Origin of the sequence: Mesorhizobium sp. M8A.F.Ca.ET.218.01.1.1, from assembly GCF_004791165.1 — a bacterium.
GTDB lineage: Bacteria > Pseudomonadota > Alphaproteobacteria > Rhizobiales > Rhizobiaceae > Mesorhizobium.
The window spans coordinates 1-12,563 of record NZ_SRUZ01000001.1 but is presented as its reverse complement, the minus strand read 5'-3'; the positions used below and the strand labels follow the sequence as shown (position 1 = coordinate 12,563).

Here is a 12,563-nt window from a genome sequence, read left to right as displayed (position 1 = left end):
CGGCACCAGTTGACCGATCCACAGAAGTGGTCCCGGCCGCGGTGATGAAGCGCGCGCACAGGGAAAAGTTGCAACTCTGCGATGCCTTGGAGAGAATCGCGGATGCATTGCCCAGCGTCGATCGTCTGAAGTGCCTCGGCACGGCCAACGCCATCGTCCCGCTGCTGCGCGACATCCATCGATATGAAGAGACAGTCATCTTCCCCGCCTACGAGGAGGCCGTGGTGGGCAGTAATGCGAACCTTGCTTCAACCCGGCGACTGCGGGCTGAACATGTGGAAGATGAGTGCTTTGCCGGTGAGGTGACCGAAATTCTGCTGGCCATCGGTCATGGCGAGACAGTCGAGAACCCCGAGGCCATCGGTTTCATGTTACGCGGCCTGTTCGAGAACTTGCGCCGGCACATAGCGTTTGAACGCGAGCACGTCCTCCCTATGATCGGGATCGTCGATTGATCCTAGGCGCCGGAGCGTCGCTGCAGCCGGTCCAAGCTATCCACGACAACATGCCGATTGTTCTCTATCCGGATTACGCTATCTGATCGCAGCCTGGTCAACTGGCGGCTGACGGTCTCGATGGTCAGACCAAGGAAATCGGCGATGTCGGCGCGGGTCAAAGGCAGATCGAAACTTGTCGACTGGGCGGCCGGGTCAAGCGTGGGGTCGATGTTTCTGGCGATCATGAGAAGAAAGCTCGCCACCTTTTCCGAAGCACTCTTGCGGCCCAGCGTCACCATCCAATCGCGGGCGTCATCGAGTTCATTCAGCGTCTGCTTGAAGAGACGGTGCTCCAGTTCCGGCGATTCCTTCATCATCCGTTCGATGGCGGCCTTCGGAAACGAGCACAGGGAGACTGCCGTTGCGGCTTCGGCGTTGATCGCGCTTTCCACCTTGAAGGGCCGGCCCAGAAAATCGGGAGCAAATTGAAGCCCGACAATCTGCTGGCGCCCGTCCGAAAGGCTCTTTGTAAGCTTGACCACGCCGGAAAGCACGTTCGAGTAACTGTCGACGGTTTCGGCGTCGCCAATCAATTCCACGCCCGGTTCAACGGTATGCTTCGACGAGGTCTTGGCGAGGCCGACCAATTGTTCGGGATCGAGCGCTCCGCAAACACCGTGGTGCCGCGCTTCGCATGATTGGCAAAGCACGGGAATGCCGGCGCTGTGTACATCCTGGCGCACTGTCATCGTGGTCGTCCGCGGAACCAAAGGTCCCGTCAGGATATAGCATCGGCCCAGCAAAAAGCCTTGCGGCAGTTTGTCCGCAGCCGATGGGCATTGACCGAGATCAAGGCGGTTGTCGCCCCTGGTGAGCAGTATCGCGCGACACAGCCCGGAGTTGATTGCGACATGCGGCCAGATCTAGTTGCCAGACTTGGTGAGAACGTGCCGCGCTATACCAGCTACCCAACGGCGCCGCATTTTCATCCGGGCGTCGATGCTGCCGCTTGTCGTGGCTGGCTGCAGGCGCTCAACGAGGGCGACGAGATCTCGCTCTATTTGCACATCCCCTATTGCGACAAGCTTTGCTGGTTCTGTGCCTGCCATACCAAGCAGACGCGCCACTACGAGCCCGTGACGGCCTATCTTCGCTCACTGCATGCCGAGATCTCTACCGTTGCCAGTCTTGTCGGAGGCAAGGGCCGCGTGCATGCCGTCCATTTCGGCGGCGGTTCGCCGACGATGCTCAAACCGCAGGACATAGTGGCGCTGGCAACAGTGCTGCGCAACAGCTTTGCATTCCTCCCCGGCGCCAAGATCAGCGTCGAAATCGAACCCAACGACATGGACGAAGCCCGCCTCGACGCGCTTGCCGAAATAGGCATGACGAGAGCGAGCCTCGGCGTCCAGGATTTCGACCCCAAGGTCCAGAAGGCCATCAATCGCGAGCAGACCTTTTTGCAGACCAAAGCCGTCGTCGACGGCGTTCGCTCGCGCGGTGTCGAATCGGTCAACCTGGACCTGCTCTACGGTTTGCCGCACCAGACCAGGGAGAGTGTCCTATCCACGGTCCAACAGGCGCTGTCGCTGGAGCCGGACCGGATCGCGCTTTTTGGCTATGCTCATGTGCCATGGTTCAAGAAACATCAGACAATGATCGACGACGCCTGGTTGCCAGGCCCGGAGGAGCGGTTCGCCCAATCGCAACTGGCAGCGCGCGCCATCCTCGACCAAGGATATGAAGCAATTGGGCTCGACCATTTCGCAAAACCAGGCGATGCGCTGGCGCTGGCCGCGCGCTCAGGGACGTTGCACCGCAACTTCCAGGGCTATACCGAGGATCGCTGCGAAACCTTGATCGGCCTCGGTCCGTCATCCATCAGCCAGTATCGGCAAGGCTATGCACAGAACATGCCTTCGACCACAGAGTATGGCCGCATGGTGGCTGACGGCGGGCTGGCGACCGTCAGAGGCATCGCGTTCTCCGTGGATGATCGCGTTCGCGGCTGGATCATCGAACGGCTGATGTGCGATTTCGCCTTTTCCGCGATCGACTTGGTCGAGCGCTTCGGCGAAGCCGGCCAAAAGCTTCTCAGCAAGGCAAGCTCGACCGCCCTGCTTGATCCAGCGCCGATGCTTGAATTGAACGGTGACCACTTCGTCGTGCCGGTGGAAAGCCGGCCCTTTGTCAGAAGCGTCGCCGCGAAGTTCGACAAGTATTTCGAAACCGGCAAGGCGAGACATTCGGTAGCGGTCTGAGCGGCGGCTTGGTCGCGAACTGAATGCGATGGGACCGAACGTTGTGTCAGGGCCGTCAAGCCTATGACGGCCGTGTCCATGACCCGATGGATGACCCACATCCTCATCTGACAGCGCAAATCGTCGACCGCGTCAGGAATCGCTTCTCGCGTCCATTGTCGAGCGAGAACATGCCGCCGCGACCAGCCACCACGTCGATAATGAGATCGGTGTGCTTCCAGGCTTCGAATTGCGAGGCCCCGATGTAGAATGGCGCCTCACCGATGTGGCCGAGTAACACATCCTGGTCACCGATGATGAAGCCAGCCACCGGATAGCACATTGGCGAAGAGCCGTCGCAGCAGCCACCGGACTGATGGAACAGCACCGGGCCATGATCGGTGACGATCTCCGTGATCAGTTCAAGGGCTGCCGGCGTCGCTGTGACTTTTGCATGCATGGTCTTATCCGGTTTCCAGTCATGCGCGCGGTCCCTTGGGGCCGCGCGCATGGGCGCAGCGATCAGAAGAAGCCGAGCTTCTTCGGGCTGTAGCTGACCAGCATGTTCTTGGTCTGCTGGTAGTGGTCGAGCATCATCTTGTGGGTCTCCCGGCCAATGCCGGACTGCTTGTAGCCGCCGAAGGCCGCATGCGCGGGGTAGGCATGGTAGCAATTGGTCCAGACGCGGCCAGCCTGGATTGCCCGGCCGAAGCGGTAGGCGCGGTTGGCATCGCGTGTCCAGACGCCTGCGCCCAGACCGTAGAGCGTATCGTTGGCAATGCTGAGGGCTTCGTCGTCGTCCTTGAAGGTCGTGACCGATACCACCGGCCCAAATATTTCCTCCTGGAAGATGCGCATCTTGTTGTGACCCTTGAACACCGTGGGCTGGACGTAGTAGCCGCCGGCGAGGTCGCCCGGCAGAAGATTGCGCGCCCCACCGGTCAGCAACTCCGCTCCTTCCTGGCGGCCGATGTCGATGTAGGACAGGATCTTTTCCATCTGCTCAGACGAGGCCTGAGCACCGATCATCGTCGCCGGATCGAGCGGGTCGCCCTGCACGATCGCCTCGACGCGCTTGAGGGCGCGTTCCATGAACCTGTCGTAGATTGATTCATGGATGAGCGCCCGGCTGGGGCAGGTGCAGACCTCGCCCTGGTTCAGCGCGAACATGACGAAGCCTTCGATAGCCTTGTCGAAGAAATCGTCGTCTTCGGCGACGACATCCTTGAAGAAGATGTTGGGTGACTTGCCGCCCAGTTCCAGCGTGACGGGAATGAGGTTCTGGCTGGCATATTGCATGATCAGCCGACCCGTCGTGGTCTCGCCGGTAAAGGCGATTTTGGCGATGCGCGGTGACGAAGCGAGCGGCTTGCCGGCCTCGAGGCCGAAACCGTTGACGATGTTGAGCACGCCTGCCGGCAGCAGATCGCCGATAAGATCGGCCCAGAGCAGGATAGCGGCCGGGGTCTGCTCGGCTGGCTTCAGCACCACGCAGTTGCCGGCCGCAAGCGCGGGAGCAAGTTTCCAGCATGCCATCAGCAACGGGAAGTTCCACGGGATGATCTGACCGACCACGCCGAGCGGCTCATGGAAGTGATAGGCGACGGTGTCGTCGTCGATCTGCGAAAGGCTGCCTTCCTGGCCGCGCACGGCGCCGGCGAAATAGCGGAAATGGTCGATGGCCAGAGGCAGGTCGGCCGCGGTCGTTTCCCGGATCGGCTTGCCATTGTCCCAGGTTTCTGCACAGGCGAGGAGATCGAGGTTCTCCTCCATGCGGTCGGCGATGCGGTTGAGGATAAGCGACCGCTCGGCCACGCTGGTCCGTCCCCAGGCATCCTTGGCGGCATGGGCCGCGTCCAGGGCCGCATCGATGTCCTGGGCATCTGAGCGCGCCACCTCGCACAGCAGCTGCCCGTTTACCGGCGAGTGGTTCTCGAAGTAACGGCCGGACCGCGGTTCGGCCCATTTGCCGCCGATGAAATTGCCATAGCGCTTGTCGAAGGGCGCCTTGACCGAGCGTGAAAATTCAACCTTGTTCATGTGTCTTCCTCCCAAAGCTGACGTCGCGGGATGCGACGCTTCGGAAGAGACTTGCGATTTTCGCCCGTAGTTGTCACCGCACTGGTCACCGCGGTCGGACATGATGTGTCGCAGAATTGCGACAGTCATGGTCGCCAAGGGAGTTCAGTGAGACCGATGGACATCCAGGCGGTTGAGCTTGCGGTGGAGCGTCGCGCGGCTGATCCCTAGCGCCTGAGCTGCAGCCGAGACATTTCCGTCAGCGCGCGCGAGTGCACGCTGGAGAGCCCCGCGCTCTGCCTCAGCGAGAATTTTGGAGCCGCGCTCAGCCCAGCCGAACAAATCGGCGGCGGGCATCGGCTTGTCGAGACACTGCTGGGTAATGCCAAGCGCCAGGCGCGCCGAACGGGTCGCGCCGACCACGAGATCGTCCGCGTCAACGGCGATCAGCGCTCCGGAGCCTTTGTCAGTCACTGGGGCGAGCAGAATTCGCGCCTTTGGGAATGCCATCTTGAAGTTTTCACCTTCGATCCGACGCACCGCGTCGACCACAGCCATCGAGATGAGATTGGCGAAGGCTTCGGTCAGATCAGCCCGGCAGGAAGACACGTCAAGCGCGGCTACAAGATTCCCTTCATGATCGTGGATAGGAGCGGTGGTGCAACTGAGCAGCGTGTTGCGCGTATGGAAATGCTGGTCACGGTGAATCGTGAGAGCGCGCCGCTCGACCAGACAGGTGCCGATCCCGTTGGTGCCTTGGCTTTCCTCGTTCCAGACGGAGCCAGTCCACAAACCCCAGGAACGAAACGTCTCGTCATCGACGGGCGCACCGCGCCGTTCGACCGGCACCCCGTCACGATCGGCAAGCAGGACACAGCACCCGACGCCGCCAACCGCGAGATAGAGCCGGTCGAGACTCGATTGGGCAGCTTGGACGAGAGGTTCGATGCGTTGCCCGGCCTGTCCCAGTTCCGCCTCCGTCAGATAGCGTGGGGGGCTACAGTCGGCTGGATCGAGCCGATGCAAATTGGAAGACCGTCGCCAGGAAGCAACCAGTGCGGACTTCGCTGCAGCGTCCGAGGCAATCGCCGCCTGGATGCGGTCGGCATGATGGCCGTATAGATCCTCGCCCATGCTTAAATCCTCCCAACCTGATGTCTTTCCTCCCGATCTGACCGGTCTGCGGTTCCCGTAGCACATAGTCAATTCGTCGAAAGAAGCAGAAAGCGGATGTCTTCCTCTCGCCTGTCCCTGAGCAATTCGTGGTTACCATCGACAGAAAGCCTACCGACAGATTGACGCGCGTTCATTGATCGGGAGCAAATGGGAGCATCTGCTGCGGTCAAAAATGCTCGCCGGCCTTGAAGGGCCCGATGCGGGTGCCTGCTGCTATCAGGTAGGCTGTCGACCAGCCGATTAGCAGGAACCCGTTCACGCCCTCGAGTGCCGCCAGGACGCGCCACGCATGGGCGGGCACGATGTCGCCGTAACCAACCGTCGAGAAAGTGATGGTGGAAAAGTACAAGGCAGTTTCGAAATCGGCGAAGATGTCGAGCATCCGGTATAGCCCAGCCCAAAGCCAGACCTCCGTGGTCATGACGGCAAAGAGACCCATCACCACGCTGATCATCGCGACGATGCGGCTGCGGCGCCCGTGCATGCGAAAGCGGGACACAAGGTATCCCATCGCATGTGTGACGGCGATAAGGCCAAAGGTATGAACCAGCACCGTCAGGCTTATGACGATTGTGCCGATGAGCAGATTTAGAACCATAGATAATCATACCGATCGAAATCACGACCCAATTTGTGCCAGATCAAATCTGCAGTGCAGGGGGTGTCCCGGCCTTTTTCGCCAAGTCTCGCAGTGGCGTTGTCACAAAGCGGGCCGGATTCGGAAGTGCCATCAGGCGCCGGGTTTGCCGCTAGCTCTTAGCCTGCTTCAGCTTGAGTAGTTGCTGCGCGGCGGCCGCGTTGTCGCCGCCACCCTCCACATGCACGGTGGGAACAGCGAGCTTGATGCCGTTCTCGTCGAATGCCTTCTTGATCATCATGAAGGCTCGCCGCTTGATGCCGAACTGACCTCCCGGCTTGGTCATCAGCTTCATCCTGATGTCGATCCCGGAGTCGCCAAAACTGTCGACACCTTGCATTTTCAGCGGCTCGATCGTATCGGCCGCGAACTCGGGATCCGCGGCCAGCTCCTGACCGATCTTCTTGATGAGCCTGCGAGCGAGGTCTATGTCAGAATCGTAGGTGATGCTGAGAGCCATCTTGTCCATCACCCAGTCACGGCTCATGTTCTGGATGGCGCCGAGCTGGCCGAACGGCACGGTGAAAATTGGGCCGCGGTGATGCCGCAGCCTGACTGATCGCAGGCTGAACGATTCGACGGTGCCCTTATAGCTGCCGCTCTGGATATACTCACCGACACGGAAAGCGTCGTCGAGCATATAGAAAACGCCGCTCAGCACGTCCTTGACCAGTGTCTGCGAACCGAAGCCGATAGCGACGCCGAAAATGCCCGCGCCGGCGATCAAAGGTGCAATCTGCACGCCCAGTCCGGACAGGATTGTCAGCACTGCGACGGCCGCGATGAAGACAGCAAGCACGTTGCGGAATATCGGCAGCAGCGTACGCAGCCGGCCGCTGCGGGCAAGGTCGTCCGCGCTTGACCCGTCTTTTGACGCGAGCTCCATCCGATAAGCGATCAGCGCCTTCGCCAGCTGCCACAGCAGATCCGCTACCAGGAGGATGATGATGCTATTGAGCAGGCCCGAAATCACGATCGCGCCTGTTTCACTGCCGGCAAGGGCAGCAGCCCTGATGCGCCAGACATAGGCGAGCCAAGCGACCGCCGCGCCAATCATCGCTGCCCTGGCTCCCCTGACGATCAGCACGTTCAGCATGATGCCGAGGGCGCCGCTGCGCTGCGCTCTGCTGGCGAAGGCCTGTGCGACGTTGCCAACCCCACGCACCGCCACCGGCAATAGCAGCGCATAGAGGCCGAGCCACAGCACGCCGAGCAGTCCTGCCACCCAGGCCAGCCAAAGCGCGATCAGATAGAGCGTCAGCAGCGAATGCCTGGCAGCGGAAGCTGCGCTGCCCGGCCGCCGCCAGACGATTTCGATGGCGATGGCCAACATGCCCAGGCCACAAAGCAGGGCAACCACCCGCGCCACGTCGACCGAGAAACCGATGCTCGGCATGAGGCTGACCACGGCCCAGCCAAACAGCAGAAAGCCGGCGATGAGGCTCACGCGCCGAAGCCAGAAACGCTGCGCGGTCGAGTTTGCAACAGGAACTGTTGTCAGCGTCTCATCCGGCGTCCTGCTCTCCGCGCCGGCGAGTCCAAACAGCAACCTGACAATTGCGCGGACGACACGCACGGCGATGAAGGCGAGCAGCAAAGTCAGCACGATGCGGCGCAGCAAAGGCGGCCAGTCGAACGCGAGGAACGAGCCGATGGCTGCCAGAGCAAATGTCAGCAAGGCAGCGACCTCGGACAGGGCTGCCTGTCCGGGATCAATTGTTGGGTCAGAACCGCCAGGCGACAAAGCCCGGCGGACCAACCACTCGGCGCCGAAGCCGACGACAGTCAGCACTGCCAGGATCAGGATCACCAGCCCGGGCCTACCTGAATTCACGTCGCGCGAGACGACGCCGGCGGCGTTAGCTGCCTCCTGCGGGATGCGAGGAATGGCATCGGTGAGCGCGACGAGACGTGCGCGAACGGCCAGCTCCCAGTTCGAGATTGCGTCGGCCAGCGATGCGGCAGACGGTTCCTCGGCGGCTACCGGTATCTTTCCTTCGAGCCATACCTTGACCTCCGGATCGGACAGCAGGTCGAGGAATTGCCGTGCCTTTTCGGGCGGCACGCCGTCCGGAGGCTGCTGGGCCCAGGAAGCTCCAAGGAGCACCCAAAGGAAAATCGGAATGACGGCCGACAGTAGAAGACCAATTCGAGTGGGCAGTGCATTGCTCATCGAGCGCTCCGGCAAGTTTCGATCGACAGTACGACCAGACGTTCCCGCAATCGAACGAACCATGCCGGATCGAACGCGGAACCCTGCTACTTGACCACCTCAAACTCGCCCGGCCGCCAGGTCTTGTCAAACCAGGGTTCGAGCGGGCCATAAAGCCGAAGAATCGGATACCATCCATCCCTTCCCGGCGACGGTCTGGACCCAGTTCGCCTCTTTACCTTCAGGGGCCTTCGGGCCGAAATAGAGATCGACCGAACCGTCGGAGTTCTCGGCGAGCTTGTCGCGCTTGTTGTTCTTGCTCGGGAAGGTCTGGCCCGTCTCAAGCTCCGAGCGCGTCTGCGGATCGCCGATCACCACGGACCAGAAATCCTTGACCGGCGGATTAGCGGGAATGTGGAGGCTGTACGTCTTGGCACCGTCCAGATAGTCGCCGTTCACGTCGGTTGAGGCATAGGCGTATTGGGAACCGACGCCGATCATTTTCTGCACCATGGCGGGCGTGTTCACCGTCGCCTGGTAGAAGAACATGGTCCTGGAGTCGAGATTGCGGCCGCCCTCGCCGCCGTCCCGGAGCCATTCATAGCTGCCGTCCACGAAGCCGCGTTCCAGGAGCTGTTTGGATAGAGTTGGGCGCCGTCGAGGCGAGGGCGGAAGGCCAGCGCGCGGGCGGTTGCGTTGCCGATAGCGAGCGCTTCGACCAGCAGCTTCTTCATTCGCTCGTCCGGCGCGAAGGGCTTGCCCTTCTGGATGCCGATGGAGGCAAACAGGCCCAGCATTTCCGGATCGAGCATCGAACTCGGCTCACGCTCGATGACCGTGTGGAGCTCTTCATAGAACTCGTAGTCGATGGCGTGGATGGTATTCACCGGCTTCCGCGATCCGCTGATGAATTCCATCCTTCGGCGGGTTATCGCGTTTGGGCCTCGCGGGGCAAGACGCTGGACTGCGTGTACGACAACAACAGCGCGACCATCGCTCGCGACGGATTGGAGCGGACGCTGCGCCTTTTGCTGGCCAGCGATGCCGATGAAATCAACGTCCTCGCGCATTCGATGGGCAACTGGGTGACCGTCGAGGCATTTCGGCAAATCAAGATATCGGGAAACCTCACTTCCGCCAGCAAGCTTGGTACGGTGATACTCGCCGCCCCCGACATCGACGAGGACGTATTCAAATCGGAAATGCAGCGAATTGGGAAACCAAAAAAGCCGTTTTTGATCATTGTCTCGCGCGACGACAAAGCATTGGGTCTGTCGAGGCTTATCGCTGGCGGCAAAGATCGGATTGGGGCGAGCAGCAACACGGCGGAACTCGCAGAACTCGGCGCGATAGTCGTTGACTTGCCTGATGTGAAAGCCAACGATGCGACCAATCACGGCAAGTTCGCCCAAGTCGCGGAAATTGCGCCGGATCTTCGCAAGGCCCTGGCGCAGGGTATTCCAGATCAGGAAGAGGGCGGGCTGGCCGGCGCCACGACCCGCGTTCTTACTTTACCCGTCGCGGCGCCGATAAAGATCCTGACGGCCAAGTAGCGCTTGCCGCAGGTATTTGATTTATAGAGAGGATGAACGATGACAAGACTTAGCTTGAGATTGGCCGGTGGTGCGGCTGCGATCGCCGTCACCATGATTTTTGGCGGACTGATCGACACAGTTGTACCGCTCCCCTCTTTCGTCGGCGACGCGCAGGCGCGAGTTGGCCATCCGCTCACGCCCGGCAGCGTCGCTGGCGTTGCGAGGCGCACCACCCGCCGAACAATCCGTCGGACGAGTGTCTACGTGAACAGCCTCCCGGCCGCATGCGTGAAAACCACCGTCTACGGCCCCGTACTGTGGCACTGTGGCGGCAGGTATTATCAGGCCTCCAGCGGGCGCTACGTCGTCGTCAACATACAGTGACTTTGGGTGGCTTCTGGCAATAGTGCTCCCGGACAGGCGCGATGCGCCTGTCCGTTGGGGCCGTGCCAGCCTTCTGCGGTCCCACCGTCCCAGTTTGCGCCGAAGGAGCCCCATTTGTTCCGGAGCGCAGCGCTGTTGCTGATCACGGGACGGTCACGCGCGCCTTTCGCTCCTGGGCGGGGATGCCGCCCAGGAGCTTCAGCCGGCGATCCGAAACGGCCACTAATTAGCACGATAGGTTTGTCGGGCTTCTTGCTCTCGTAGCGCGGAGAAAAGTCGAAGATCCCGCGAGGCAACAGCTTTGATGATCGTGTTTACATCGAACCGATCAAAATTCACGTGTAACCCACAGGAAGTCCGTCGTCCCTTTCAAATCGGCACCCGGAATAAGACCGACCGCGCCGTTGAGCGCGACATGTGTGCTAAGCGCATCCACTTCCGTGCCGATCGTCCACTTTTCCGTGGGCTGATAGATCAAATTTACGCCGTATCGCTTCGGTCTGATCGAGGGGTTGGTCGCGAACAGGTCGAGATTCACCGCGACATAGCTTACGAACGCGTTCGACTCCCATTTGTCCGACCATTCATGATGGTACGAAGCCACGGCGCTCCAACCCTGTATCGGGCCGACGGTGGGGAAGCGCGCGGCGAAAGCGGCGGCGTCGGCTTCGGTGCCAAGGAAAGCAGGCGCGCCTACCGAATAGGCAAGGCCGGCGCTAAAATTATCGTCTTCACCGGCAAATCTAACCGGCGCCGTAAGGCCGGCTGTCGCTGCCCAACCGAATCGGCTGCCGGCCGACAAATCGAGCAAGCGCGCGGCCGGCGTCTCTTGCCGACGAGCGGCCGCCGAAACCTGCATGATCCAGTCGTCTTTTTCGTAATGGAGCTGCGCCGTGAAATACGGCGGCGTCTTGGGGAATTCCCAGGTGGTTGCACCGCGGCTGGTCGGAGGACCGGCCTCGACCGCCACAGAGGACGATAGATCGTCGGTGATCTCGTATTTGTAGGAAGCCAGATAACTGCTCAGCGACGGCGACGACGCGGTGAACTGGAAATCGCCCGACCAGGCGTTCATGAGGGATTCAGCGTAGCCAACTTTTACCCCCGCGTATTCGATTGTTGCTTCGGACAAGGTGGGCGCTGCGTCGAAACCATCGTCGGAGTTATAGCTCCAGGAAATACCGAAGACGAACTTGAACGGTCCGGATCCCGTCAGCCGCGCAGCCGCAAGGCGCAAATCCGCTTCGGAGCTGAAAGTCCGGGCGGTTCTTGAACCAGGTCCCAAATGCGGCTCCGGAGCATTGGTGTGTTGCAGGGTGCCCTGCAGGCTTCCGGATAGATCGTAGCAAACGCCGTTGACGAGGTAGCGATGCGACCCCGTGCCATCGGTTGCGCTGAGCGGTTTGCTTTCCGAGCCGGACCCGCCGACATCGATGTCGCACACGGCGCTATCTTCTTCGTCCTCGTCCTCGCCATCGTCCTGCGCGAAGGCCGGCGACAACAAGCGAAAGAGACACAAGCAGATCATGCAAAAGCGGCGAACGTGGCGCCCAAATACTACCTCGCCGGAGTTTTGGCGCAGTCCCATGGATCCCGACACACCGTCATGCGACTTGTTTGCGTCAACGGATGAGCCAGGCACACGTAACACGCCCAGCTTCCGACGGCCCTCTTTGTCATCCTGCGAAAGGCTTGCAGCGTTCGAGAACGACCGTGCCACGGGCGCAACTGGCGACGGGTTCCGCTTGCCAATCAGCATGCCGGGCTTGGCACACGCCAGAGCAGGAAGCCAACGACCCGAACCATGCCAGCGTTCTCCTTCAATCGACGCGTCACTCGTATTCTAAAGCAAAAAGCGTCAGATGCCGCCGCCATTGTCATATTGCTCTTCGGCAATGTCACGCTCGTCCAGCCAGTGTTCCAGGGTATCTACCATCTCTTCGGCCGACTTGCCGAGCGTCTTGAGATGGATCTCCGGTTTCT

General features: G+C 60.8%; 11 protein-coding genes and 1 pseudogene. 4 read left to right on the top strand and 8 right to left on the bottom strand.

Annotation, left to right across the window (positions count from 1 at the left end):
* Nucleotides 1–44 precede the first annotated feature (44 nt).
* On the top strand, nt 45–455 hold the full coding sequence (locus tag EN861_RS00060; RefSeq protein WP_127275988.1) for a hemerythrin domain-containing protein: 411 nt from the start codon (nt 45–47) through the stop codon (nt 453–455).
* 2 nt (nt 456–457) lie between these two features.
* On the opposite strand, the gene EN861_RS00055 is transcribed toward EN861_RS00060, so the two are convergent.
* Nucleotides 458–1,186 carry a Crp/Fnr family transcriptional regulator gene (locus EN861_RS00055; RefSeq protein WP_127275980.1) on the bottom strand — a complete coding sequence of 243 codons (729 nt, stop codon included), beginning with the start codon at nt 1,184–1,186 and terminating at the stop codon, nt 458–460.
* A 162-nt stretch (nt 1,187–1,348) separates the two neighbouring features.
* Here EN861_RS00055 and hemN point away from each other — a divergent pair, with 162 nt between their 5' ends.
* Nucleotides 1,349–2,698 carry an oxygen-independent coproporphyrinogen III oxidase gene (gene hemN, locus EN861_RS00050; RefSeq protein WP_127873535.1) on the top strand — a complete coding sequence of 450 codons (1,350 nt, stop codon included), beginning with the start codon at nt 1,349–1,351 and terminating at the stop codon, nt 2,696–2,698.
* Nucleotides 2,699–2,801: 103 nt separating this feature from the next.
* On the opposite strand, the gene EN861_RS00045 is transcribed toward hemN, so the two are convergent.
* The 6 genes and pseudogenes from EN861_RS00045 to EN861_RS36000 all read right to left on the bottom strand — a co-directional run bounded on the left by EN861_RS00045 (nt 2,802) and on the right by EN861_RS36000 (nt 9,276).
* On the bottom strand, nt 2,802–3,137 hold the full coding sequence (locus EN861_RS00045; protein WP_127275978.1) for a DUF779 domain-containing protein: 336 nt from the start codon (nt 3,135–3,137) through the stop codon (nt 2,802–2,804).
* 62 nt (nt 3,138–3,199) lie between these two features.
* A complete protein-coding gene (adh, locus tag EN861_RS00040; RefSeq protein WP_127873536.1) occupies nt 3,200–4,717 on the bottom strand; it encodes an aldehyde dehydrogenase in 1,518 nt (505 codons plus the stop codon).
* Between the two features lie 144 nt (nt 4,718–4,861).
* Nucleotides 4,862–5,830: a helix-turn-helix domain-containing protein gene (locus EN861_RS00035; RefSeq protein WP_127275976.1), complete on the bottom strand. Its 969-nt coding sequence runs from the start codon at nt 5,828–5,830 to the stop codon at nt 4,862–4,864.
* A gap of 208 nt (nt 5,831–6,038) precedes the next feature.
* Nucleotides 6,039–6,470: a potassium channel family protein gene (locus tag EN861_RS00030; protein ID WP_127275975.1), complete on the bottom strand. Its 432-nt coding sequence runs from the start codon at nt 6,468–6,470 to the stop codon at nt 6,039–6,041.
* Between the two features lie 128 nt (nt 6,471–6,598).
* Nucleotides 6,599–8,682: pseudogene (locus tag EN861_RS00025) on the bottom strand (mechanosensitive ion channel family protein); the annotation flags it as partial.
* A 126-nt stretch (nt 8,683–8,808) separates the two neighbouring features.
* Entirely contained in the window at nt 8,809–9,276 is a 468-nt protein-coding gene (locus EN861_RS36000; protein WP_245464257.1) for a DUF1214 domain-containing protein, read from the bottom strand.
* 32 nt (nt 9,277–9,308) lie between these two features.
* On the opposite strand from EN861_RS36000, the gene EN861_RS00015 reads away from it, so the two are divergent.
* A complete protein-coding gene (locus EN861_RS00015) occupies nt 9,309–10,214 on the top strand; it encodes an alpha/beta hydrolase (RefSeq protein WP_245464256.1) in 906 nt (301 codons plus the stop codon).
* A 93-nt stretch (nt 10,215–10,307) separates the two neighbouring features.
* Nucleotides 10,308–10,580 (top strand): hypothetical protein, encoded by a 273-nt coding sequence (locus tag EN861_RS35995; protein ID WP_127275987.1) that lies wholly within the window; start codon nt 10,308–10,310, stop codon nt 10,578–10,580.
* Nucleotides 10,581–10,908: 328 nt separating this feature from the next.
* Here EN861_RS35995 and EN861_RS00005 read toward each other — a convergent pair whose 3' ends face one another.
* Nucleotides 10,909–12,339 (bottom strand): porin, encoded by a 1,431-nt coding sequence (locus EN861_RS00005; protein WP_127275972.1) that lies wholly within the window; start codon nt 12,337–12,339, stop codon nt 10,909–10,911.
* Between the last annotated feature and the right edge of the window lie 224 nt (nt 12,340–12,563).